The 24,236-nt window shown below is 46.2% G+C and carries 21 protein-coding genes; 15 read left to right on the top strand and 6 right to left on the bottom strand.

Going from position 1 to position 24,236, the window contains the following annotated elements:
* The first annotated feature begins 52 nt into the window (after positions 1-52).
* Positions 53-637 carry a 50S ribosomal protein L25 gene (locus MHH50_RS01590; RefSeq protein ID WP_076101172.1) on the top strand — a complete coding sequence of 195 codons (585 nt, stop codon included), beginning with the start codon at positions 53-55 and terminating at the stop codon, positions 635-637.
* A gap of 64 nt (positions 638-701) precedes the next feature.
* On the opposite strand, the gene MHH50_RS01595 is transcribed toward MHH50_RS01590, so the two are convergent.
* Positions 702-2,999 carry a UvrD-helicase domain-containing protein gene (locus tag MHH50_RS01595; protein ID WP_340033879.1) on the bottom strand — a complete coding sequence of 766 codons (2,298 nt, stop codon included), beginning with the start codon at positions 2,997-2,999 and terminating at the stop codon, positions 702-704.
* A gap of 324 nt (positions 3,000-3,323) precedes the next feature.
* Between MHH50_RS01595 and MHH50_RS01600 the strand changes: the two genes are divergently transcribed.
* The 5 genes from MHH50_RS01600 to MHH50_RS01620 all read left to right on the top strand — a co-directional run bounded on the left by MHH50_RS01600 (position 3,324) and on the right by MHH50_RS01620 (position 6,625).
* A complete protein-coding gene (locus tag MHH50_RS01600; RefSeq protein WP_340033880.1) occupies positions 3,324-3,557 on the top strand; it encodes a hypothetical protein in 234 nt (77 codons plus the stop codon).
* A complete protein-coding gene (locus MHH50_RS01605; RefSeq protein WP_340033881.1) occupies positions 3,547-3,954 on the top strand; it encodes a hypothetical protein in 408 nt (135 codons plus the stop codon). Before MHH50_RS01600 ends, MHH50_RS01605 begins: the two co-directional genes overlap by 11 nt.
* A 75-nt stretch (positions 3,955-4,029) precedes the next feature.
* Positions 4,030-4,275, top strand: coding sequence for a hypothetical protein (locus MHH50_RS01610; protein WP_340033882.1), 246 nt, complete (start codon positions 4,030-4,032; stop codon positions 4,273-4,275).
* Between the two features lie 131 nt (positions 4,276-4,406).
* A complete protein-coding gene (locus MHH50_RS01615; RefSeq protein WP_076124729.1) occupies positions 4,407-5,243 on the top strand; it encodes a DUF6492 family protein in 837 nt (278 codons plus the stop codon).
* Positions 5,244-5,245: 2 nt separating this feature from the next.
* A complete protein-coding gene (locus MHH50_RS01620) occupies positions 5,246-6,625 on the top strand; it encodes a sugar phosphate nucleotidyltransferase (protein WP_340011809.1) in 1,380 nt (459 codons plus the stop codon).
* Between the two features lie 521 nt (positions 6,626-7,146).
* Here the strand turns inward: MHH50_RS01620 and MHH50_RS01625 are convergent.
* Positions 7,147-8,019 (bottom strand): Cof-type HAD-IIB family hydrolase, encoded by an 873-nt coding sequence (locus MHH50_RS01625; protein WP_340033883.1) that lies wholly within the window; start codon positions 8,017-8,019, stop codon positions 7,147-7,149.
* A 305-nt stretch (positions 8,020-8,324) separates the two neighbouring features.
* Here MHH50_RS01625 and MHH50_RS01630 point away from each other — a divergent pair, with 305 nt between their 5' ends.
* On the top strand, positions 8,325-9,566 hold the full coding sequence (locus MHH50_RS01630; RefSeq protein WP_076220722.1) for a DUF445 domain-containing protein: 1,242 nt from the start codon (positions 8,325-8,327) through the stop codon (positions 9,564-9,566).
* A 438-nt stretch (positions 9,567-10,004) separates the two neighbouring features.
* Here the strand turns inward: MHH50_RS01630 and MHH50_RS01635 are convergent, their stop codons facing one another.
* Entirely contained in the window at positions 10,005-11,144 is a 1,140-nt protein-coding gene (locus tag MHH50_RS01635; RefSeq protein WP_076278946.1) for a glycosyltransferase family 4 protein, read from the bottom strand.
* Positions 11,145-11,325: 181 nt separating this feature from the next.
* Between MHH50_RS01635 and MHH50_RS01640 the strand changes: the two genes are divergently transcribed.
* Positions 11,326-12,102 (top strand): YheC/YheD family protein, encoded by a 777-nt coding sequence (locus tag MHH50_RS01640; protein WP_256716038.1) that lies wholly within the window; start codon positions 11,326-11,328, stop codon positions 12,100-12,102.
* On the opposite strand, the gene MHH50_RS01645 is transcribed toward MHH50_RS01640, so the two are convergent.
* Positions 12,095-12,910 carry a hypothetical protein gene (locus tag MHH50_RS01645; protein WP_076220534.1) on the bottom strand — a complete coding sequence of 272 codons (816 nt, stop codon included), beginning with the start codon at positions 12,908-12,910 and terminating at the stop codon, positions 12,095-12,097. The two genes, MHH50_RS01640 and MHH50_RS01645, sit on opposite strands and share 8 nt — an antisense overlap.
* 280 nt (positions 12,911-13,190) lie before the next feature.
* Between MHH50_RS01645 and MHH50_RS01650 the strand changes: the two genes are divergently transcribed.
* From MHH50_RS01650 to yfcE, 5 genes are all read left to right on the top strand, one after another.
* Positions 13,191-15,692 (top strand): PAS domain-containing hybrid sensor histidine kinase/response regulator, encoded by a 2,502-nt coding sequence (locus MHH50_RS01650; RefSeq protein WP_076310053.1) that lies wholly within the window; start codon positions 13,191-13,193, stop codon positions 15,690-15,692.
* Complete coding sequence (locus tag MHH50_RS01655; RefSeq protein ID WP_076304756.1) at positions 15,689-16,312, top strand: C39 family peptidase; 624 nt, start codon at positions 15,689-15,691, stop codon at positions 16,310-16,312. The genes MHH50_RS01650 and MHH50_RS01655 overlap by 4 nt, the downstream gene beginning before the upstream one ends.
* A gap of 107 nt (positions 16,313-16,419) precedes the next feature.
* A complete protein-coding gene (pulA, locus tag MHH50_RS01660; RefSeq protein ID WP_076278943.1) occupies positions 16,420-18,375 on the top strand; it encodes a type I pullulanase in 1,956 nt (651 codons plus the stop codon).
* A 249-nt stretch (positions 18,376-18,624) separates the two neighbouring features.
* Positions 18,625-20,109 (top strand): glutamate synthase subunit beta, encoded by a 1,485-nt coding sequence (locus MHH50_RS01665; RefSeq protein WP_076304758.1) that lies wholly within the window; start codon positions 18,625-18,627, stop codon positions 20,107-20,109.
* A gap of 125 nt (positions 20,110-20,234) precedes the next feature.
* A complete protein-coding gene (yfcE, locus tag MHH50_RS01670) occupies positions 20,235-20,783 on the top strand; it encodes a phosphodiesterase (protein ID WP_076220270.1) in 549 nt (182 codons plus the stop codon).
* A gap of 13 nt (positions 20,784-20,796) precedes the next feature.
* Here the strand turns inward: yfcE and MHH50_RS01675 are convergent, their stop codons facing one another.
* Together MHH50_RS01675 and MHH50_RS01680 are read right to left on the bottom strand one after the other, a co-directional pair.
* Complete coding sequence (locus tag MHH50_RS01675) at positions 20,797-21,435, bottom strand: LysE family translocator (protein WP_340033884.1); 639 nt, start codon at positions 21,433-21,435, stop codon at positions 20,797-20,799.
* Positions 21,436-21,454: 19 nt separating this feature from the next.
* Positions 21,455-21,886 (bottom strand): Lrp/AsnC family transcriptional regulator, encoded by a 432-nt coding sequence (locus tag MHH50_RS01680; protein WP_076124705.1) that lies wholly within the window; start codon positions 21,884-21,886, stop codon positions 21,455-21,457.
* Between the two features lie 300 nt (positions 21,887-22,186).
* Between MHH50_RS01680 and MHH50_RS01685 the strand changes: the two genes are divergently transcribed.
* Both MHH50_RS01685 and aguB read left to right on the top strand, forming a co-directional pair.
* The gene (locus MHH50_RS01685) at positions 22,187-23,215 is read left to right on the top strand and encodes an agmatine deiminase family protein (RefSeq protein WP_076307961.1); all 1,029 of its coding nucleotides are present in this window, start codon (positions 22,187-22,189) and stop codon (positions 23,213-23,215) included.
* A gap of 55 nt (positions 23,216-23,270) precedes the next feature.
* The gene (gene aguB / locus MHH50_RS01690) at positions 23,271-24,146 is read left to right on the top strand and encodes an N-carbamoylputrescine amidase (protein WP_076124702.1); all 876 of its coding nucleotides are present in this window, start codon (positions 23,271-23,273) and stop codon (positions 24,144-24,146) included.
* Positions 24,147-24,236 lie beyond the last annotated feature (90 nt).

A 24,236-nucleotide genomic window follows, 5' to 3' on the forward strand; every position in this document is an offset into this window, starting at 1 on the left:
ATGTTACACTTAGTGTGACAAGAATTTATGGTCAAAGAGAGCGGGAAACCCAATGAATAAGTTTATTCAATTCAACACACGTAAGACTGACACCAAGTCCAACATCAATCAGGCGCGTAAGCAAGGACGTATTCCGGCTGTATTATATGGTATTGGTAAAGAGACTCTGACGTTGGAAGTGAATGAAAAAGAACTTCTGGACATTCTCAAAAAGAATCCGCGCGCAATTCTGCAAGGTAAGGTATCGGAAGAGCTGGAGGTTCCGGTCGTGGTTCAGAACATTCAGAAGGATACCCTGTCCGGCAAAATTCTGCATATTGATTTCCAACATGTAAATATGAAAAAGAGCATGGACAGCAAGGTGACTATTCATTTTGCAGGTGAAGCCGTAGGGATTAAAGCAGGCGGTACGCTTCAGGTTGAAATTTATGAAGTGGAAGTTCGCTGTATGCCTGAAGATCTGCCTACCTCCATGGAAGTGGATATCAGCGGACTGGATATTGGCGACCAGTTGCTCGTCTCTGATCTGATCTTCAAGGACGGTATTGAAGTGTTGACCGAACCGTCAACCGTAATGATCCAGATCAAGACCGTGCATGAAGAAGAGGAAGAAGAAGCGGTAGTAACTCCAGCTTAAACCTATATTTTTATAAAAAAGGCAAGTTTCCAGGGAAGAGGAAACTTGCTTTTTTTGCGTTGAATCATACAGGAACTTCTCGTTGGTCCTTTGCCATAGGGGAACTACATAACGGGCAGGGCTTTGAGGTTAAATGATCCTCAGCTCCGCCCGCTTTCATGCGTGTCCAGCCAGGACAGGTACTGCTGGTACAATTCCATACCGCAACGACAAGGGTTCTTGTCGCAGTTGTCCGGCTGGTAGGTAAGGATCTTGTTGTCACTGTTCTGCTCACCGTAGTCGTTGCTGTGGAAGAAACGGCAGAGCGGAAGGCTGATAACATGAAGCGGGAGACCTCTGCTTTTTTGCCCCGATGCCTCGCAGGTGAACTGATAAACAGCTCTTCCCGGGCTCTAGTAACAGCTACGTAAGCCAGTCTTCGCTCCTCTTCCAGGGCAGCCAAGCTTGAACTCCCACTATTTGCAGCGGCCAGCTTGCGGTCCTTGAGCCGGTCCCCCTCCAGGGCGGAGCTATGCGGGAGAATTCCTTCAGAGGCTCCAATCAAAAAGACCACAGGAAACTCTAATCCTTTGGATTTGTGAATGGTCATAAGCGCGATCCGATTCCCTTGTTCTTTGGTGCTTGGCTGACGATTATGTTCATTACGTTCCGTAACATTATCTATGAAATCCAGAAAGGCAGGAATACTATCAAATCGCTCTGCAGACGATTCTAGTTCATCTAGCATTTCTTTTAACGTTTCGCGATGCAAGGTTGCTTGATGCCGCTCATTCGCTTCGATGAAATAATCATAGAATTGCGTGCGGACCTGGCGAATCGCTTGGACTGGGGTTAACTCGCGCATATTGCGAATTAGATCCAGCCGCTCTCTAAGCTTAGTGCCCTTGAAATCCTCCATGCCGGGCATGGACAACAGATGGATTAGTGGGCCTTGCTTTGGTTGTCTAGCTTCCATCTGCCGGATGTGATTCATACCTTTTTCACGGTTCATATAAAGAGTAGGCAGGATGTTCTCCATAGCCGCAAAATTCCGCCGATTCACGGAGAGACGCATATGATCCACGACCGGGGAAATTAGCCAGTGTTCGTACAGTAATTGCCCTTCTCCATAATCAATATAGGGAATATCGCGTAAAAGAAGTAATTCCAGAACGGCCCGGTTGCTGCTGGACGCTCTATATAACATGGCGAAGTCGCTATATTCTCTTTTGCCGCTCGAAACCTCGTTTAAAATATGCTCAACCATCTGCTCGGCTTCCTCGTCTGCTGTCTGGGGACGCATATACCGGGGCTGACTCCCGCTGCCTTTGGCAGCTTGCAGGGTTTTGGAACGCCGGCGCGTATTGTGCCGGATAATACCGTTGCCGAGTCCGACTATAGCTGGACCAGAACGGTAATTAATATCAAGTGTAATAACCCTTGCTCCCGGGTACAGCTTCTCGAATTCCAGAATGAATTCACTGCGTGCCCCGTTGAAGGAATAAATCGTCTGGTCATCGTCGCCAACCACCATCAGATTATGCTGCGGGTGAGCAATCATTTTGACTAACTCGTACTGCAGGGCATTGGTATCCTGAAACTCATCCACCATCACGTATAGATATCTCATCTGCAATTCCTGTAAAAGCGTAGGACGCTCCTTCAGCATCCGATAGGCGATTAAGAGGACATCGTCGAAGTCGATTTTAAAATTGTCTAGTTTCCATTGTTCGTAGATTTCCAGAATGGATTTCATTTCTTTTTCAGCGGTGGTTCCTTCAGGCAAGCCTTCTACGGTACCCATGTTCATCTTGCAGGAAGAGAGCAGGGAGAGTAGCGTTTCCGGTGGATAGGCATCTTTAGGTAGCCCTAGCTCACGCATGATTTGTTTCAACAGGATGTGCTGGCGCCGCGTCTCACTGAAAATCTCTTGCTGCAATCCTTGTCTGCGCAAGAAAAATAAGAAAAAGGAATGAAACGTGCGGGCCTGCAGCCGCGCGACGTCCGCTGGGCCTACTCCCGGTAATAGGGCGATCCGTTCGCGCATTTCCGCCGCAGCTTTACTCGAAAAAGTCAGCAATAGCAGCTGACTTGGCGAGACACCGCGCACGGACAACAAATAACCGGTTCGGCAGATCAGAACCGAGGTTTTGCCGGAGCCTGCGCCGGCCAGTGTTAGAAGCGGCCCTTTATGATGCCGTACCGCAGAAATCTGCGGACGGTTGAGTAAGATGCCGCCTTCTTCCAGCCTGCGAAAAAAAGCGGAGTCCTCATCCTCCCGCTTCACCAGCTCTTGGCTTGTCTGCGCTGAGGCCACAGCCGCTTGCGGGATCCGCTCACCAGTAGCTCCCAGTGGGATATTATGAAATAAAAGCTTATTCAATAGATTCACCTTCATTATTTCTGTATAGAGTGGTCTCAACAAATCTAGTTCTATGATGTTTGAGTTCATCTTAAAATGTGCCGAAAATTTAGCCAATCTACAATATACCATCCCAGGCTTTTTACTGCACAGGAAAAGTGTTGGATATTGGGCCAGTAAAAATCTGGGGATTGGTGTGGGAGTGGGACACAACGATGGTATAAATCCCGTAGATTAGCTGGAATGTGGCTGCGTGGGCGGAATGTACGGTATAAATCCCGTAGATAGGCTGGAATGTGACTGCGTGGGCGGAATGTACGGTATAAATCCCGCAGATTAGCTGGAATGTGGCTGCGTGGGTGGAATGTACGGTATAAATCCCGTAGATTGGATGGAAAGTGGCTGCGTGGACGGAATGTACGGTATAAATCCCGTAGATTAGCTGGAATGTGGCTGCGTGGACTGAATGTACGGTATAAATCCCGTAGATTAGCTGGAATGTGGCTGCGTGGGCGGAATGTACGGTATAAATCCCGTAGATTAGCTGGAAAGTGGCTGCGTGGACGGAATGTACGGTAAAAATCCCGTAGATTGGCTGGGATGTGGCTGCGTGGACGGAATGTACGGTATAAATCCCGTAGATTGGATGGAAAGTGGCTGCGTGGGCGGAATGTACGGTATAAATCCCGTAGATTGGGTGGAATGTGGCTGCGTGGGCGGAATGTACGGTATAAATCCCGTAGATTGGATGGAAAGTGGCTGCGTGGAGGGAATGAGAGGCAAAAATGCCCTAAATAAGGGCAAATCCGCCTCTGTAAGCGAAAAGAGAGGCATTTATGCCCTAGAAATGAGCAGAAGAGGAGCAGCGACGTGGAAGAGAGGCAAAAATGCCCTAAATAAGGGCAAAACCGCCTACATAAGCAAAAAGAGAGGCATATATGCCCTAGAAATGAGCAGAAGAGGAGCTGCGATGTAGAAGAGGGGCAAAAATGCCCTAAATAAGGGCAAATCCACCCCCATAAGCGAAAAGAGAAGCATATATGCCCTAGAAATGAGCAGAAGAGGAGCTGCGACGTGGAAGAGAGGCAAAAATGCCCTAAATAAGGGCAAATCCGCCTCTGTAAGCGAAAAGAGAGGCATATATGCCCTAGAAAGAAGCAGAAGAGGAGCAGCGACGTGGAAGAGAGGCAAAAATGCCCTAGAAAAGGGCAAATCCGCCTCCATAAGCGAAAAGAGAGGCATATATGCCCCAGTAAAGGGCGCCGGGTGCAGGTCTGCTTCTATTTTTATAATATAAAAATTTCTGCCCGCGCATCGCAGGCTTGTCCAGCGCACATTTGCCACTCTCCTGAACAATTCTGTGATGCCCATTCCCTTTTCCTATCATGCTCATATCCTAAAGCAAAAACATGATATGGAGATGACCCTATGCCCTCGCCCAGTAAGGCCCGCATCAGACATGCCGTTACTATAGATGTACTGATTCCCGCGATTGAAAAAGATTTACAGACCCTTCCCCATGTGATTGACGCTGTTAGAAAGCAGGTTAAGCATCCCATCGGCCGGATATTAATTGTTGCTCCCAAAAAGAAACGGATGATTGAGTTCTGCCGCACAAAAGGCTGTACCTTTATTGACGAGAATACGGTGCTGCCGATTACGAAAAAAGACATTCATTACCGCTCACGCACCTGGGAACGTTCCGGCTGGCTATTCCAACAGCTGCTGAAGCTGAATGGCGACAAGCTCTGCACGGCGGATTATTTTTTGGTCATTGATGCGGATACCGTTCTGATCACCCCCCACCATTTTCGGGCGAATGGCAAGACACTCTTTTACAGCCGGAACTGGAGCCAACCACAGTATTTTGTAACCTATAAGAAACTCATGGGCCGCAAGGTGACCGCAAAATCATCATTTGTGACCCATTATATGCTGTTTGAACGCAGTCAATTGGCCCAAATGAAAAGAGAGATAGAAGCAAAACACCAAATGCCCTGGTATCGAGCTATTTTACACAGTATGAACCGCTCCAAGCAATTTGCCTTTTCCGAATTCGAAACCTATGCCAATTACCTGTATTCGAAGAATCGCGAGGGAATGAAAATTCAAAAAGCGCGTAATAAAGGTCTCCATATGAATGCAGGACAGCTATCCAAGCAGAAAGTGAATCAGCTGGCTGAGAAGTATAGATCATTGTCTTTTCATAAACGAAAGGGGTATGTGAGAACACCGGGGGCTAAATCCAGCGCAGGGGGGCGATAGGGTTGCAGATCGTACTCCTTTCAGGGGGATCGGGGAAGCGGTTGTGGCCGCTATCAAATGAGATCAGGTCAAAAGCTTTTTTAAGGCTGCTTCCAACAGAAGCTGGCGGTATGGAGTCGATGATCGAGCGGGTATGCAGAGGGCTGGAAGAGGTAGGTTTGTTGGATTCAAGCTGCATAGTGACTCATCGCAGTCAGGTGGAGATTACTCGCAAATCCGTTGGTGCTCAAGTCCCTTTATTAGCGGAGCCGCAGAAACGGGGGACTTTTACTGCAGTAGCTCTGGCGGCAAGTTATCTGCATTCTGTGAAGGGTATGGACTCAAAAGAGATCGTAGTGGTCATTCCGGTGGATTCGTATGTGGAGACTTCTTTTTTTAAACAGCTTCATCAATTTCCAAGTGTGCTTGCCGAATCACAAGCGGACATTGCTTTAATTGGTGTTTTACCTGAATTTCCTTCTACACAGTTCGGTTATATTCTGCCGGGTGAAGGGTCTGGGGTAGGGGGGACGTCTTTTTTAAATGTTAAGCAGTTTGCGGAGAAACCGAACGAATCGACAGCCGCCGAGTTCATTTCTCAGGGAGGACTGTGGAATTGCGGCGTGTTTTCCTGCTCATTAGGGTACCTGCTCTCAAGTATGGTGGAACGGGATCTTCCAGTAGATTACATGGAGTTTATGGAGCATTATGATCAATTGCCAGAACGAAGCTTTGACTATGAGGTGCTAGAACACACGCGGCGTGCGATAGTCATCCCCTATATTGGGGTGTGGGCGGATATTGGCAGCTGGGATGCACTTGTTCCCCATTTGCAAGGAAGAGTAATTGGCAGTGGGAGTATTTCTGAGGATTCAAAAGGTACCCATTTGATCAACGAACTCTCTTGTCCTGTGCATATCATCGGCGCTCCTGGTTTAATCGTGGCGTCGGGGCCAGATGGCATTTTGGTTGCTGGGATAGAGCAGGCAAAACGAATTAAGCAGAAGCTGGAGGGCCCTGCAGCGAAGCCGATGATTGAAGAAAAACGCTGGGGCACCTCACGCATTTTGGACTTCTCTCGTACGGCGGCAGGTATTGAGGTTACGACCTCTAAAATAACTATTTTGGCAGGCGAGCACACCAGCTACCATTTTCATCGGCATACTAAAGAAGTTTGGTCTTTTCTTTCTGGGAATGGAGAATACCGGATGAATGGCCATCTTCATGCGGTTGCCGCCGGGGACACGGTCACGGTACCTGCTGGTACGAAGCATGGACTGCGGGCCATTACAGCGCTCGAATTGATTATTATTGAACTGTTGGAATTTCCTGAGGTGGATGACTACGTACGAGTGTCTGCCGAATGGGAGGGGGAGGACAGCTTCCTTGATGATTTGGGATGAATGGAAAGGTAGTTCGCTTTAACCTGGGGCAGCTATAGATATGGATAGATTGACCGGCTGAAGTGAAATAGATGTATTCAGTGCAACTATTTCGTGGAGTAGCGAATGTCTTGCGATTTAGATGTAGTTTGTACAGTTAAAAATCGCGAATTTTTGCGTTTTGAATAGATTTGCTGAATATAAGTGTACAGAGTGCAATTAAATCCGAATTAGCGCCTAAAAGAGGGCATTTAACTGTACGAAGTACAACTAATTCTTGAGAGGGACGGGGGATGCAATAGGCAAGCCACAGTAAGCTACAGGAAAGCGATAAGTAAGCTATAGGTAAGCCACAGTAAGCTACAGGAAAGCGATAAGTAAGCTATAGGCAAGCCACAAGTAAGCTATAGGCACGCCACAACCTAAACCTAAACCTAAAGTGTAAATGAGAGACCCCTACCCAGCAAAAATAAACCCACAAATAGCACCGTGAGCAGAACTGCCCACGGTGCTATTTGTGCATCCGCTGCTTTATGCAGAAATTATTTTTTAGAATTTCTTTTCAAAAGATGCTCAATTCCTGCCGCGACTCCGTCTTCCTCATTACTGGTGGTGATGAATTCCGCCATTTCCTTAAGAATTGGCGCTGCGTTAGCCATAGCAATCCGGTAGCCGGCTTTCTCGAACATCGGCTGATCGTTATAACTGTCGCCCATAACAGCTACATCCGCTAGCGGGATACCATAATGGTCAGCAAGCATGGTTACACCGGAGCCTTTGTTGGCCTCCTCATGGTTAATCTCGATATTATTTACATGGGAGGCGGTAATAATTAAGCCCGGAATAGCTGCGAAGCGGGTGGAAGCTTCCTTGAGCAGCTCTCGGTTTAGAGAAAAAGCCAATGTTTTATAAATAACATTTTCCTCCTTGCTCCACACCTCTTCCATACTCTCCACATAGGTAACCGCTGCTTGTTGAAACTGTTGATCGATCATTGCTTTCAGCAGCCAGCTGACTTCTTCAGGAACTTCTTCATCGCTTAGTGCAGATAATTTCTCTAACCGTACACGTTTGTTCAGCTCTACATAAACGTTATCCTCAGTGTATACCTCGTAATACAAGTCCGGAATTTCGTTCATCCAGCGCAGAGCGGGAATGATGTCTGCTTTATTCAGCGGCGTGCTTGCCGCGAGGGTGCGATCAGATAATGTGACGACTGCGCCATTTAGACTGACTACAGGACATTCCAGATCCGCTAGCCGAAGCTGACGTTCTGCATCCATAAAAGAGCGGCCTGTGGCAATGATAACAATGTGACCTAGTTTCTGAGCTTTTATAATAGCTTCGCGGTTTTTTGGACTGATGTTTCCTTCTTCGTTCAGTAATGTTCCATCCATATCTAAAGCAATCAGCATATTGTATGAGCTCCTTTTCCAGGTAAAGTGGTACTTTTTAAGGGGTATTGAAACGTTACTTGTATCTTATCATTAATATTCTGAAAACCAAAAACCATTTTCATGCAACTGTACAATAATGAACGTCCAACAAGAGATAAGAGGTTTTTACAGTATATTTTTAGATAATAGTTCAGTCGTGGTACAATAGTTATCAAACTAACCGACTAGCCGAATCTATCGTCAGCTTATGTTCGTGGAACGTGACCGACGGTATTTTTCCTGTGTAAGGACATCGGCAGCTGCTTATGTAAAGGGGACTATTTATGAGATCCAAAAACTTAGCCACCATGTCACTCGCCTTTATGGCATGTGGGTTTCTGATTACACTGTTTCTACCTGAAAACCTAGCCGTGATTCTACTGAGAGGTGGTTTCGAGGCCGGTTTGGTAGGGGGGATTGCCGACTGGTTCGCGGTAACGGCGCTGTTCCGCCATCCGATGGGGCTACGTATTCCACACACCTCACTACTGCTCAAGAATCGTGATAAGATCATCCAATCACTAATCACCGCGATGGAGACTGAGCTTCTTAACAAGGAAAGCATTGAGAACAAGCTGCGTAAGTTTGGCTTTATATCAATGGGCTCCAAGCTACTGACAAAGTTCTTTAGTAAAAAGAAGGCAAGAGTACAAATATTGGAGCAGCTTGGCGAATTCGTGTCTCGTCTTCCGGTAGAGAAGGCAGTACCGTTTCTGCAAAAGGCAGCCTCCGAATATGTTCGTGAAGCTGAGCTTGGCGTTGCGGCTGATAAAATAGTTACTAAGTTAATGAATGACGGTAAAGATGTAGCTGCTCTGGACTATGCGCTGGAAGGGGTATCTACTTGGAGCGGACGTCCTGAAACGAAGGCTATGCTGGGCAAGATTGCCAGCGAGAAATTAGCTGAAGTGAAGCTAGGCGGACTTAAAGGTATGGCTTTTCAGGCTTTTGTCGGGTTTATGGATGCAGATATGCTTGGTGAAATGCTGCAAGGTATGTTGCAGTCCGGTATCCGCGATTTTCGGGAAGAGGATAGCCCATACCGTGAAGAGATTATCCGCGAGATTCGAGTGGCCCTGTTCCAGATTGTTAATGACGAGGCTAGACTGGCTTCATTAAAAGAATGGGCACTGAATGAGCTTGAAGGCGAAGCAGCAACCGAATTCCTGCATGCGCAATTGGAGAACATTCGCAGCAAAGCAATTTCCCTATTGGAGGAAGATCGGGCGGCTGGCGGACGCAAGCTGTTCACGTTATATACCCTGCTTGTACGTCGTATTGGCAAGGAGCAAGAATGGATCAGTAGCTGGGAAGAGCGGATTCGCGCTTCGCTAATTGCCTTTGTAGAGGCTAACCACTACAGAATAGGTCTTTTGGTAAAAGAGAATCTGGACAGCATGGATGACGCTAGTCTAGTGAATATGCTGGAAGATAAAGTGGGTAAAGACCTGCAATGGATTCGTGTGAACGGAGCTTTATGCGGGTTTGTCGTAGGGCTTGTGCTTACAGTTATTCAATTGATTTGAATGAAACTTACTATTTATTGTAAAATAAGGAAAAAAGAAAAGCAGCGATTCTCCCGTGAGGGAGGATCGCTGCTTTTTGTTGTTTCTCATGGCCTGTCTGCATCGTGGAGTAATAATCCTCCTCTGAGGCTTATGGACCGATATGACGTTATTTGTTAGTTCTTGGCTCTTGGAACATGCTTGCGGACTCCACTGGCGTTATTCCTATGGATGACGTTCATATGGGACATTTTTCATGCCAATAGGGGTTATAGGGTCCTTTAGCATTGCAAATGAGGGATAAAGCTGCGTTTGGGGTCAGCTGTGTCCGATAGCTACCTTGTATGCGCATATGTTACCTAATTCATTCGGAGATTGGTGTTTAGCTCAAGCAAGCTCCAAAAAGAAAGGGACCCAGCAGCCAGTTGATGGCTTAGGAGGCCCCTACTTTGGGTGAGTCTACAATTGCATTCCATCTGCAAGAGTTCTGTACCCTTGCTGTGGTGTTGCAGAAGCTTGATACAGCTGTTCTAAATGGTTTGCGGTTCGCTGCCAATTGAAGGCTTCAAGCGCATCTGCTCTCCCTTGTGATCCGATGGTAACTGCCAATTGTGGATGGCGGGCTATCCGCAGCAAATGCCGGGCAAAGGGTAAAGCCTCGCGATATCGTTCTACCAGATAACCGTTATGGCCAGAGGCGACAATCTCTCGTATGCCCCCATTATTAGAAGCGATAACAGGTAGACCGGAGGCCATAGCTTCTACATTAACAAGGCCGAAGGATTCATGATTCTGGGAAGGGCATACAAAGCAGTCTGCCGCCTGATAAAGGGTGTGTATATTCTCATGAGCCACATTTCCTAGAAAAGTAACAGACACTCTCAGCCGCCGTGCAAGGAGCTTCAACTGCCGTATGTACGACGGTTTGCCTTTGCCGGCGATGACCAGATGAGCGGGGAGGTGTTTGTTTAAATGCGACATAGCACGTATTAATATAGGCACCCCTTTGCGGGGGATAACCCGACCCACGAACAAAACGGTAAAGGTCTGCGGGAGTCTGTAAAAACTACGAAGCTGTTGTTTTTCAGATGTCTGCACAGGGGTGAACCGATCAAGATCGGCTCCCAATAAGACAATGTGAATCCCTGTAGTCAGTTGGGGGAAGCGGCGATCCAATCTTCGCTGTAAGGAGTGGCTGTTGGCAATGATCAGATCCGCTTTTGCCAAGGCATGGGCCACTTTATCTGTACCCGGTGTGAAGGTAAGCGAGTGCAGGAACAGAAATACCGGGATATGAGGAAGCTGCTTCTTTACAGCAGACATAAGATGGGGGCGATTATCAACCTGAATGATGTCAAAGGATTCTTTCTGAATGTATTCTAATACCGAAGTAAGATAATGGGCTGGGGTGCTTGCAGGCAATCGGATAATTCTGACCTGCTCCAATATAGTGGCAGCAGGTAGTCCAGGTACCTTCCGACTTACAATGGTTACCTTATGTCTCTCCGCCAGTCTTCTGGCAATGGCCCAAATGCAGATTTCTACAGAACCGTCTCCCGGAACTGGGAACTGCTCCGGTGCAATGATACAAATGTGCATGGTTCACGCCTCCTTTTATCCGCTAATGGATATCCTCTTCCACCATATGCAACACAGTAAACAGTAGATACATCCGAAAGCGGAGAGGGCGTTTCACTCATGCCATTTGTACAGTTGCAGCATAAAATACTAAGGCTTACTAAGGCCGTGATTATTTTTTGAGGGACAGGGGAGAGGACAGTTGGGAAAGAAGTTAAAGTCTGCATTGACCAGCAAATGGATTAAAACCAAGGTGCTCATGCGAAGCGCTGAAATTTCACCGTTGATTCCCGAAACGATAAAATTCAGTAAAGTCAATCTGAAAGCTATGCTGCTGAAATATGGAATGGTTTATGTTAAACCGGAATACGGTACCTATGGCAATGGTGTGATGAAGGTTGAGCAGAGTAGAGAGGCTCATGGAACAGAATATAAGTACCAAAGTGGAACAAGACTCAAAACCTTTAGAACCTTCGACGCCTTCCATTTATCTTTAAAGAAAGCAACGCGTGGACGTAGTTACCTGATCCAGAGAGGAATAGTTTTGCTAAAGCACGGGAAACACCGCTTTGATATCCGTGTGATGGTCCAGCTCAGCCCGCATGGCAAATGGGAAACTACCGGTCTGATCGGCCGGGTAGCTGAGAAAGGTAAGATTGTTACCAACTATCATAGCGGCGGCAAACTAACTGCTATGGAAAAGCTGCTGTCTCCTTATCTGAACGAAGCTCAGCAAGCGCAAATGCTTAAGATCCTGAGAAAGCTAGGAGAAGATACCGGACGTTTCTACCATAAGAAATATCCTGGGTTTAGACAGATTGGTGTCGATGTAGGATTGGATAGATCCATGACGCCTTGGATTATTGAAGTGAATACTAGTCCGGACCCGTATATTTTTAAACATCTTTCTGATAAAAGCATGTACCGCAAAGTAATGGCTTACCGCAGAGCGAATGAGAAGAAAAAGTCCGTTAAATGATCTGTTTCCTCGTATTTGCAATGACAGCAGAAATCTTTTGTTCTAATTCTATGATTTTTTGCTTGTGTGTTGCGATTTGGCGGTAACCGGAGACGAGTGAGGACAGAGACTGAGTGGTTAATGTAAGGTTTTGCTTGCGAATCGCTGCTTTGAAGTCACTCCAATCTGCGGAAATCCGTTTATTCAATGAGGTGACTACGCTTTTGTTTGATTTAATTGAGACCTGTGGACTATCAATGCCAGACAAGGTTTTGCGGGCATAGGTTATCTTTCGGGTACGTGTCTGTTTCGCTGCATTCAACTGATTCTGTCTGTCGCTAATTTCTTTGCGTGCCAACTGAACCAGGATCTTCATAGCATCACCTTGGGCTTGTAATACGGTATTCAACGTCTTGTTTTTAAGACCCTTGGCGATCTTGATACGCTTATTAAGCGCATTGTACTGGTCGAATAAGGGCTGATAGTGCTGTTTGCAGCTCTTAACGGTAGCCTCCAGTTGAGCTACGGTTTCTAAATCAATCTCTTTAATTTGCTTACGTACTGCAATCAGTGTTTGCTCATTATTATAGTGAAGGGTTCGGATCTGCTCCTCACGATTATTGTATTGCATCTTTAAAGTAGATAAATCATTGTACAGATTAGTCATCTTTATCCTTGTAGGACCGTCGGCAGTCGCAGCTGTTAGATCAAAAGCCGCTTGAATAGAGGGTGTTAATTCAGTCGTTGCTGCAGCAAAAGCTTCCGTTGATGTGCTTAACGATAGCAGGATCACCAGTAGTAGTAAGGGGAATGACTTTAGTGCGTTCATTAATTCGCTCCTCCTTTTGTCCGTATCCCTGAAGACAACAAAAAAGCACCCGTAGCAAAGGCAAAAGCCTTTATTACGGGTGCTTCCATCGTAATAGGTCACGAACGATATATTTATTCTTAAATATAAGTTGTTTATTTGCTAGCGTCAATAATTTAAATTTAAATATTTCCAATTTAAAATAATGCGCTAGACATTTCTTTCCCCAGTTCTCTTATCGTATACTGACATAAGAAGGTATGAGAGCTTTAGCACTAGCAACAAAGGAGGTCTGGCTTAAATGGGCAGCTCGGTAGAATTTAACGCAATTCTGGATCATGCATTTATGAGGTCTCCAGAAGGAATGGCCGTACTGTTTTCGAATAACGGCGATTTCAACTGGATAAAAGTCAATCCGGCTTTTTGCAATCTACTTGGCTTTACGGAGGCCGAGTTTCTTGCCGGGGCTCTTTTTACAGAATCGGAAAATAGAGAGGCACATTCAAAAGAGCTCTCCTATAGATTAGTAATGGACGAGCTTCAGAAATCGCCAGCGGGCAGCTGGAAGAAGGAACATTGTTTTTTAAACAAAGAAGGTCAACCCGTTTGCCTGTCTCTCATGTTCTCTGGATTAGGAGCAGAAGAAGGACAAGCCCCTTCGTATATTATAGTATACGCCGAGGATATTACGGAACTAAAGATCGCAGCTCAGGAAACGGTGGATCATCGGGATCAGCAGCAGCAAATGGAAGAACAAATTCGCCAAAGTGAACGCAATTATAGATTGATGTCTGAGAATTCGCTGGATTTAATCTCGCGTCATGCGGTCAAAGACAGTGTTTTCTTATATTGTTCTTCGGCTAGCCGTACCCTGCTTGGTTATGAACCTGAAGAGATGGTTGGGACAAGCGCCTATAATTATCTTCACCCCGATGATCTAGTTATGATGCAAGGTTTAATGGAGCAGAGCCGCAGCTCTGGCGTTATTCCGGCTGTAGCTTACCGCTACCGCCATAAGAATGGCACCTATGTCTGGTTCGAGTCGAGCAGTCGTTATACCTATGATGATGAGGGAAATGTCTTGGAGATTATAGCGATTGGGCGGGAAATTACGGAGCGCAAGCAGTTCGAGTTCAAGCTTAAGGAGAGCGAGCAACGGTATAAATCATTGTTTGAATACAATCCATCTGCTGTGTACTCTATGAATTTGCATGGAGACTATTTGACTGCCAATGCGAATTTGGAGAAGTTGACCGGGTATTCGCTGGAGGAACTGATCGGAATGTACTTTGGCCCCATTGTGCATGAGAAGGACATAGAGAAGACGTTGTATCATTTTAACTTAGCCGCCCAGGGTTATCCTCAAAGCTATGATCTAACGCTTATTCATAAAGACGGACACTTTGTAGAAATTAATACTACCAATATTCCGATCATTGTAGATGACCAAGTAGTGGGTGTGTATGGGATTTCCCGTGATATTACAGAGCGCATCCGTTATACAGAACAAATTGAGAAGCTTAGCAATGAGTATACCCTTATTTTAAATGCGGTTTCAGAAGGCATCTTTGGACTCGATATGGAGGAGAAGGTGACGTTCATTAACCCTGCAGGTTTGCAAATGCTGGACTATGAACATGATGAAATTATGGGCCATCCTTATTTGGATCATATTCAGCAAATAGCGCTTGATGGGAGCCATTATCGGCCGCAGGAATCTCCACTGATGAAGGCTATTAAGTCAGGTGTATCTTATCAGAGTAAAGATGCGGTCTTGTGGCGTAAGGACGGTTCTAGCTTTCTTGCGGAATACCAGGTAACCCCTCTGTTTGATAAAGGGGAGCCGAAGGGTGTTGTTGTAGTGTTCCGGGACATCACGGATGAGAAGGAAATCATTCGGGCGAAGGAATCCGCAGAAAAAGCAGACCAGGCTAAGTCTGAGTTCTTAGCTATTATGAGCCATGAAATCCGTACGCCGATGAACGGAATTGTAGGGATGACGGATCTTCTGGCGGAGACGGAGCTTGATGAAGAACAGCTTGGATATACTGACATTATTAAGGAGAGCAGCAGCTCGCTCCTATCTATTTTGAATGAAATACTGGATTACAGCAAAATTGAAGCCGGAAAAATGATGATTGTAAATGAGCCCGTGCAGCTTCAAGCCGTATTGGACAGCGTAATCGATCTATTTACAGCTAAGGCTTTGGAGAAAAATATTCAGTTATCATGCAGCATGGCACCTGGAGTCCCGCCACTGATTATGGGCGATGCCGGGCGGTTGCGTCAGATATTGGTCAATCTGGTCAGCAATGCAATCAAGTTTACAGATCGGGGCAGTATCAGTATTTACGTAGAGCAGAAGCTGTCCGCAGATCAAAAGAAATTAACTTTGAAATTTAATGTTAGGGATACGGGGATTGGCATTCCTCTAGAGAAGCAGCATCGGCTGTTTCAGTCCTTTTATCAGCTGCATTCCTCGTTTAATCGCAAATATGGCGGGACAGGATTGGGGCTGGCGATTTGTAAAAAGCTCGTTGAGCTGATGGGCGGAGCTATCGCTGTAGAGAGCAGTGAAGGAGAGGGCTCTAATTTCTATTTCACGCTGCAGATTAATCCTGATAGTAAAGCTGAGATAAATGTGGAAGATACAGTGCAGACAGAAGAACGGGAGACAACAATGGAAGGGGCAGCAGCTGCAGAAGGAGAATTGGATGCCGGTGCAAATGTAATTCTACTTCCGGAGGCAACTCCACATTGTGCTCCTAAGTCTAGCCCTTTAAGAGGGGATCTATCCGAATGAAGCATGGACAGCCTCGGATTAGCAAGAAACTGCCTGCGGAGCCATATACACAGTGGGAGGTTGGGGTCGAATCCCCGTCCTCTGCATGTGGCCCAGCTACGATGGCAGCGTTAGCGGAGTATTGGAACACCCATTTAGGAGCGGACTTTATTCGGGGCAAAGGTCATTTTCCTTCCAAAGCCGCTCATATTAATTACATATACAGCCATCACGGTGGAAGACCTTGGGGGATGAGTGTGCGCCGGTTTACCAAAGGACTGAAGAACTATATCCATTCAGTGATTTTACCTAAGGATCAGCAAAAGTTACTTATTACTACGTTTAATGATTTTGAAGTATATAAAACAGAAATTGATGCCGGCCGGCCTGTGGCTGTTAAATTAGATAAGTGGTTTCGTCTGCGGTGGAGAGGTGAGTTTACTTACGATTACCATTGGGTACTAGGTATAGGATATGAGGGATTTGAGGACGGAGAGCGTGCTACCCTGATTGTCCACGATAATGGTGTGCGGTACAAGGACGGTAGAGTCACTCTAGGGAAAGAACGGCGTATTCCGTATTTTGCGAATAAAGACATTATTACGATGGTCGGGCTAGATATTGCAGATGCATCGAGGTAGAGGGATTGTCCTGACAAAATAGCTTGAAAAATTTGAGTCCAAACGTTTGCACTACTTAGACGATCATACTATAATCCAGTTAATAACTGGAAAAGGGGATAGGTGCTTTGTCCGTACAAAGGGAAATGAAGGAACCCATTTATTATGGGGATCCTGCGGCTACTAGAGGGATTTCCGTGTTTGCTCAGGAGTTTGATCAGTTATTCAGCTATGATGGGGACGATCTTGGCCTAACGTACTCACCGGGGAGTTCAGCTTTTTGTTTATGGGCGCCCACCGCTCAAGAAGCGGAGCTGGTACTCTATAATTCATGGCAGGGAGCAGCAGAGTGTAAGTATTCTATGATCCGTGATGTCCGGGGAACGTGGAGAATTACAGTTGACGGTGATTTAGATGGCAAGTTCTATACCTACCGAGTACGTCTTGGAGAACAGTGGAATGAGGCGGTTGATCCTTATGCACGTGCTGTAGGAGTGAACGGTGATAGGGGAGCTATTTTAGATTTACGCAAAACAGATCCGGAACGGTGGACGGAAGATAAGCCACCCTTGGATGATCCTGTGGATGCCATCATTTATGAGCTTCATTTGCGAGACTTATCCATTCATCCAGCAAGCGGTATGACCCATAAAGGACAATATCTTGCTTTGGCGGAAGAAGGAACCCGCGGACCGGAGGGTATTCTCACTGGACTCGATCATATCGCGAACCTCGGTGTAACCCATGTGCAGCTATTGCCTGTCTATGATTATTCTACAGAGAGTGTAGATGAGACGAGGCTGGATGAACCGCATTATAACTGGGGTTATGATCCGAAGAATTATAATGTGCCAGAAGGCTCCTATGCTACAGATCCATATGTGCCTGGACTGCGTATCCGGGAACTAAAAACAATGATTCAAGCACTTCATGATCGCGGTCTCCGCGTCATTATGGATGTGGTTTACAACCATGTGTACGATGGCTATCGTGTGAATTTCACAAAGCTGGTTCCCGGCTATTATTTGCGTTACAAGCAAGACGGAAGCCTGTCGGATGGCTCTGGCTGCGGGAATGACGTGGCTTCAGAACGCTTGATGATGTCCAGCTTCATCGTGGAATCCGTAGTTTATTGGGCCAAAGAATACCATATCGATGGTTTTCGTTTTGACCTGATGGGCTTGATTGACCTCGACACGATGGAGGAAATCCGGCGTCGTCTGGATGGGATTGACCCGTCCATCATGACGATTGGTGAAGGTTGGATGATGGGGACGGAGTTGCCGATGGAGCGGCTCGCTCATCAGAAGAATGCTGCGCTTCTGCCGGGAATCGGACATTTTAATGATGATTTCCGGGATGCCATTAAAGGGAATATTTTTCTGCATGATCAACCGGGCTTCATCAGCGGAATGATGGGATTGGAGCTTGCGATAAAGGCAGGGGTCGCGGGAGGCATTGCTTATGCCCCAGGCATTGGACAATTTGCCGTGGAGCCTCAGCAAACCGTCAATTATGTGGAATGTCATGATAATCATACGTTATGGGATAAAATATTACTGTCCACACAAGGGCAGACGGACAAACAGCGCCAATCTATGCATAGGTTAGCTTCTGCGATAGTGTTCATGAGTCAGGGAATCCCCTTTGTCCATGCGGGTCAGGAATTTATGCGCACGAAAAACGGGGTAGAGAACAGCTATAAATCCTCGGTGAAGATCAACCAATTGGATTGGGAACTGTGCGCTGCTCATCAAGATGATGTGGTTTATCTGAAGCAGCTAATTGCCTTGCGTAAAGCACATCCGGCTTTCCGTATGCGAACGGCAGATGACATTCGGAATCATCTAGTATTTGAAAAAGCACCGGTAAGTTCGGTAGCGTATACATTGCGTGGCCATGCTGGAGGCGATGCGGCGAAGCATATCTATGTGCTTTTTAATGCTAATGTAGAACAGACGGCTTTGGTTCTGCCACAGCTTGGTGCATGGAAAACAATTTTTGGAGCCGATCTTGTGCAGAATCTGACGGGTAATAAGCTAACTGTAAGCGGGATTGGAATGGTAGTGCTGACGGCGGACTAGATGTTTTTTTACAGATAATTCTTCAAAAGCATGCAGTGTATTGTGCTCAATGAGTGCAGTACACTGCGTGCTTTTTTGTGTGGAACTTTCTTTTGAATGGATGCTCTTATTTTACATAAAAAGGTGACATTACTCATTTTCGTTAAAGATCTAGGATGCTAATATTAAGGCATTTACTTTGGCGCTTTAGAGTGGCATAACAGCAGAAAGTGACAGAGAGTACTTTTCTTTGGTGAGAGGATGAAAGAGATGGGGAAAGCAACCGGATTTTTAGAGTTTGAACGACAGACACCCTCCGAGTGTGAGGCATTGGAGCGAATTAAGAATTGGAATGAATTCTCGATACCTATGGATGAAGAAAAGCTGCGCGAGCAAGGGGCGCGTTGTATGGATTGCGGTACGCCATTTTGTCATGTAGGACGTCTGTTGTCTGGTATGGCTTCCGGCTGCCCTTTGCACAACTTGATTCCTGAATGGAACGATATGGTCTATCGTGGAAATTGGGAGATAGCGCTGAAACGTCTGCATAAGACTAACAACTTTCCTGAATTTACAGGCCGTGTCTGTCCCGCTCCTTGCGAAGGCTCTTGTACGGTAGGGATGAATGGCAAACCTGTCACCATTAAATCTATTGAGAAGTCGATTGTAGATAGAGGTTTTGCAGAAGGCTGGATTGTGCCTGAGCCGCCGCTTCATCGCACGGGTAAAAAGGTAGCTGTAGTGGGTTCAGGTCCGGCAGGGCTTGCCTGTGCGGCACAGCTTAATAAGGCAGGACATACGGTGACTGTGTATGAACGGGCGGACCGGATTGGCGGACTGCTTACCTATGGTATTCCCAACATGAAGCTGGATAAAAAGACTGTACAGCGCCGGGTGGATCTGCTTGCAGCTGAGGGCATTACCTTCGTAACTCGAACAGAGATCGGCCGAGATCTCCCAGCATCACAGCTCAAGGCAGAGCATGATGCTGTAGTACTGTGTGGTGGATCTACACAGGCACGTGATCTGCCGATAGAAGGACGCGATTTGCGTGGGATTCATCAAGCTATGGAGTTTTTAACGCTGAATACAAAGAGCCTACTGGATTCAGGGCTTGCCGATGGGGAATATTTATCAGCAGCAGGTAAGGATGTAGTTGTAATCGGCGGTGGGGATACTGGAACAGACTGTGTAGCCACTTCGATCCGTCACGGCTGCCGCAGTGTGACTCAGCTTGAGATTATGCCACAGGCGCCGCTGACACGTCAGTCTAACAATCCTTGGCCGGAATGGCCAAAGGTGCTTAAAGTGGACTATGGTCAGCAGGAGGCCGCTTCACTGTATCAAGAAGATCCGCGCCGTTATCTGGTTTCGACGAAACGGTTTGTCGGCGATGAGGGCGGGCAAGTGCAGGAGCTGCGTACAGTGCGTATTGAATGGACTCGTAATGAACAGGGACGAATGGTACCGGTCGAAGTGCCGGGCAGTGAGGAGACCCTGCAAGCGCAGCTGGTATTACTGGCTTTGGGATTCACAGGACCCGAAGAAACTATACTGGGCGAGCTTGGGGTGGAACGCGATGAGCGGGGGAACGCCAAAGCAGAGTTCGGAGCACAAGTAACCAATGTAGAAGGTGTGTTCACAGCAGGCGATATGCGGCGCGGGCAAAGCCTTGTAGTCTGGGCTATTGACGAAGGGCGTCAGACTGCGCGCGAAGTAGACCGCTTTTTGATGGGATCCTCGAATTTACCGTGAGTGTTAAGATATAGCGAACAGGGCGTTCCTTTGGGGACGTCCGCTTTGCGTTGTGGTATGTTCAAGGTTAAGATTATTGTCTAAGCGCATATTTAATTAAGTTAAGTTGAAAAGGAGAATACATGATGAAGTTAATGTTTATTTCCGACATTCACGGATCTTTATTTTGGCTGGAACGGGCTTTGGAAAAGGTGGAAGAAGAGCAGCCGGACAGTCTTATTATTCTAGGAGACTTTTTATATCATGGCCCAAGAAATCCGCTGCCGAAGGACTATAACCCACAAGAGGTTGCTAATAAGCTTAATGCATATAACAAAAACAAGCCGATAACCGCAGTACGTGGAAACTGTGACGCCGAGGTAGACCAAATGCTGCTGGAATTCCCGATGATGGGCGATTATGTAATGCTTTTGCACGAAGGCAGACGGATTTACGCTACACATGGTCATGGCTTTAGTATTGAGCATTTGCCGGCGCTTTCCGAGAAGGATATTTTTATTCAGGGACATACCCATATACCAGTTGCCGATGTAAAAGAGGGAGTGTATGTACTGAATCCCGGCTCCATATCGCTGCCTAAAGAGAATAATCCGAATTCCTATGCTATTCTAGAGGGCGGGCAATTTATCGTTAAGGATTTTGAAGGCAATGTGGTAAAAAAGATTACCGTATAGTGAGAGATATCGTTTAAAGGAACTCCTGAAGATTGAGAGATTGAATAAGGGAGACAACGCCGAAAGACAACATTACCAATCCGGACAGTTTGTTGAACATGAGCTGTTTCGAACGCCCTGACATTATGTTGATTCTGAACAAAGCGGTGCTCCCTGTCAAACCCATCCACCATAATGCGGAACCCAGAAAGACGCCGCTAACTAGAAACGGCATATTGGAGCTGCTATGAGACAGAAGGACGCCAGATGCGCTGAATATGCCAAGGAAAAAAATAATCGTCATGGGATTAGACAGCGTCAGCAACAGCGTTACTATGTATGAATTCAGTGAGCTTTTTGGGGAATTGGGTGCTGTGCTGTCTGTGTCTGGGGGTTCTAACAGCGACTTCATGCCAAGATAACAAATAAACAATCCGCCCAAGGCTTGCAGTACCGTTTTATAATCAACCAAAAAAGCGGTGAGGGCGGATAAGCCGAATCCGGTGATACTACCATAAACTGCGTCAGCTGTGGCCGCTCCCAAGCCGCAGCATAGGCCAGTTTTGAAACCTGAGCTTAAGGTTTTCTTGATGCATAAGATGCTGATAGGACCTAAAGGAGCCGCAATAGAAAGCCCCAGCAGCATTCCTTTTGCCATCCACTCCCAAGGCATAAGGCTTCACTCCTTTTATCTATTCTTCTTTTAACGTGGACAAAATAAATACGGTATTTGATCTTACAATGTCATGATTGGCCTTGAGCGTATGCGTTATAAAACCCTCCAATTCGGATAAATCCGGTAGACCCACCTTCAAGAGATAGTCGTATTCCCCCGAGATATGATGACATTCCAGTACTAGCGGCGATTGAATAATGGTTGTGCGGAAGTGTTGGGTTTCAACTGAGCCGTGCAGCTGCACGAAAATATAAACCAATAGGGTTTGTCCTATTGCCTTACGGTTTAACTTGACCGTGAATTGATCAATCACTCCGTTATTCTCCAGTTTACGAATTCTTTCAGTGATGGAAGGCACGGATAAATGAACGATTTTACTGATTTCGGAACTGGTCATGCGGCCGTTGCTTTTCAGTAATTCCAAGATTTGAAGATCGATGTCATCCATTGCAACCCACTCCTTTAAGCTAATTATATAAAATCCATTAGAAATGAAAATGGAATCACTAAAATAAGTAAAATTATTAAATGATATCCTGATTTATATTAAAATAATTAAATTTAGCTTCGTTGTAACGGATGAAAACTTAAATTTTTTAACTGGAAAATGGGGGCTGCGAACAAAAAAATTCCTTCCAACATTATTAATGTCCCAGGGAATTGAGCACTAGAACATATTATTGTATGATGAGGAAGGAGTTTTAAGGGTAGGACTGGCTCCAAATATATTAGTAAAGGTAGTTAACACATGTATCCTAAAGATTTGAACTATACAATGCCACCGGAATGGGGCAAGCATGAACGTACTTTTATCTCCTGGCCGGTGCAGGAATCTATGTGTTTCCCGGATAACCACGAGTCAGTGTGCCAAGGTTATGCTGACATTATCACAGCCATCGCCGAGTTTGAACCAATCACGGTCATTGTGAACCCGGAGGATGTGGAGCGGGTAGAGCATTTGGTCGGCGGACCGAATGTAACGCTGCTGCCTATTGCGCATAGCGATGCTTGGCTGCGTGATAACGGACCTACCTTTATTGTTAATAAAGAAGGACAAATGGCAGGTGTGGACTGGAAGTTTAATGCTTGGGGCGGTAAATATTCACCTTGGGATCTGGATGACGAAGTGGCTCCGAAGATTCTGGAGCATGCGCAGATCACCCGTTTTGATGCACCGCTTGTGATGGAGGGTGGCTCGATTCATACGGATGGAGAAGGCACTTTGCTTACTACAGAAGAGTGTCTGCTTAACCTAAACCGCAACCCGGAGCTGAAGCGCGAAGAGATCGAAGAGTACGTGCGGAACTATACAGGTACAGAAGCTATTATCTGGCTGAGACGTGGCCTTAGTGGCGATGAAACCGATGGTCATGTCGATAATATTGCTTGTTTTGCTGCACCAGGCAAAGTTATTATCCAGGTCTGTGAGGACCCGCAGGATGAGAACTATGAGATTACGCAAGAGAATCTGCGTATTCTGGAGAACGCTACAGATGCCAAAGGGCGTAAGCTGGAGATTATCAAGATTCAGCAGCCACCACGGGTCGATCATGACGGCAGTCGTCTGACGCTCAGTTATTTGAACTTTTATTTCGTGAACGGCGGAATTATCTTGCCTGTGTTTGGCGGCACCGCGACAGAAACGGATACACTTGCTGAGAAAGTACTCGCTGGTTTGTTCCCGGATCGCAAGATTCGTACAGTTAACGGAATGGCCGTTATCACCGAAGGCGGAAATGTCCACTGCACTACGCAGCAAATGCCTGCACAGCAATAATTTGAAGGAAAACTAAACGTCCAAAGGGACATTTATATACAAGGAGGACAGATACTTGAGAAATGTAAAAGTAGCTGCGACACAAATGAGTTGTTCCAGCAATATTGAGGAGAATATCAGCAAAGCCGAGACATTGGTCAGAGAAGCGGCAGCACAGGGTGCGCAAATTATTTTGCTGCAGGAGCTGTTTGAGACTCCGTATTTCTGTCAAAAAGAGAAAGCTGATTATTACGCATACGCAACAGAGCTTGAGCATAACAAGGCGATTAATCATTTCAAAGCAGTAGCCAAGGAGCTGCAAGTGGTACTGCCGATTAGTTTTTATGAGAAAAAGAATTACGCGCGTTACAACTCACTTGCTGTAATTGATGCTGATGGAACGGTGCTGGGCAAATACCGCAAGAGTCATATTCCAGATGGCCCAGGTTATGAAGAGAAGTTCTACTTTAATCCGGGAGATACTGGCTTTAAGGTATGGAACACTCGTTATGCCAAGATTGGTGTAGGCATCTGCTGGGATCAATGGTATCCAGAAGCGGCTAGAGTAATGAGCCTGATGGGAGCAGAAATTCTGTTCTATCCAACGGCTATTGGGTCTGAACCGCAGGATGGATCGATCGATTCCAAGGATCATTGGCAGACCTGTATGCTTGGACATGCAGCTGCGAATCTTATTCCAGTCGTGGCTTCCAACCGTATTGGTGAGGAAATTGATGAGGATTCGAGCATTAATTTCTACGGTTCATCGTTCATTGCAGGTCCTCAGGGCAATAAAATCGTTGAGGCTGGACGTGAGGAGCAAACCGTGCTGGTAAGCGAATTCGATCTGGATGCTTTGGAAGTTGGCCGGATCGAGTGGGGAATCTTCCGTGACCGCCGGCCGGATCTGTATAAATTGATCGGTTCTTATGATGGAGATATCACACTTTAATAGGTTTAAAGTTAAATATGCTAAAGGCATTGCTAGAGAGAATAGAATCTCTGGCAGTGCCTTTTTCTGTTTGATGGTATTTTTTTTGAG

Source organism: Paenibacillus sp. FSL H3-0302, assembly GCF_037982245.1.
Taxonomy (GTDB): Bacteria; Bacillota; Bacilli; order Paenibacillales; family Paenibacillaceae; genus Paenibacillus_AQ; species Paenibacillus_AQ odorifer.

Coding starts and splice junctions, on each gene's coding strand:
- MHH50_RS01605 (WP_340033881.1), top strand. CDS start 3,547: ATGTACGGTAAAAATCCCGTAGATTGGCTGGGATGTGGCTGCGTGGAC.
- MHH50_RS01645 (WP_076220534.1), bottom strand. CDS start 12,910: ATGAACGCACTAAAGTCATTCCCCTTACTACTACTGGTGATCCTGCTA.
- MHH50_RS01600 (WP_340033880.1), top strand. CDS start 3,324: ATGTGGCTGCGTGGGTGGAATGTACGGTATAAATCCCGTAGATTGGAT.
- MHH50_RS01630 (WP_076220722.1), top strand. CDS start 8,325: ATGAGATCCAAAAACTTAGCCACCATGTCACTCGCCTTTATGGCATGT.
- MHH50_RS01685 (WP_076307961.1), top strand. CDS start 22,187: ATGTATCCTAAAGATTTGAACTATACAATGCCACCGGAATGGGGCAAG.
- MHH50_RS01650 (WP_076310053.1), top strand. CDS start 13,191: ATGGGCAGCTCGGTAGAATTTAACGCAATTCTGGATCATGCATTTATG.
- MHH50_RS01665 (WP_076304758.1), top strand. CDS start 18,625: ATGGGGAAAGCAACCGGATTTTTAGAGTTTGAACGACAGACACCCTCC.
- MHH50_RS01675 (WP_340033884.1), bottom strand. CDS start 21,435: ATGCCTTGGGAGTGGATGGCAAAAGGAATGCTGCTGGGGCTTTCTATT.
- MHH50_RS01625 (WP_340033883.1), bottom strand. CDS start 8,019: ATGCTGATTGCTTTAGATATGGATGGAACATTACTGAACGAAGAAGGA.
- yfcE (WP_076220270.1), top strand. CDS start 20,235: ATGAAGTTAATGTTTATTTCCGACATTCACGGATCTTTATTTTGGCTG.
- MHH50_RS01610 (WP_340033882.1), top strand. CDS start 4,030: ATGAGCAGAAGAGGAGCTGCGACGTGGAAGAGAGGCAAAAATGCCCTA.
- MHH50_RS01635 (WP_076278946.1), bottom strand. CDS start 11,144: ATGCACATTTGTATCATTGCACCGGAGCAGTTCCCAGTTCCGGGAGAC.
- MHH50_RS01590 (WP_076101172.1), top strand. CDS start 53: ATGAATAAGTTTATTCAATTCAACACACGTAAGACTGACACCAAGTCC.
- MHH50_RS01655 (WP_076304756.1), top strand. CDS start 15,689: ATGAAGCATGGACAGCCTCGGATTAGCAAGAAACTGCCTGCGGAGCCA.
- MHH50_RS01680 (WP_076124705.1), bottom strand. CDS start 21,886: ATGGATGACATCGATCTTCAAATCTTGGAATTACTGAAAAGCAACGGC.
- MHH50_RS01615 (WP_076124729.1), top strand. CDS start 4,407: ATGCCCTCGCCCAGTAAGGCCCGCATCAGACATGCCGTTACTATAGAT.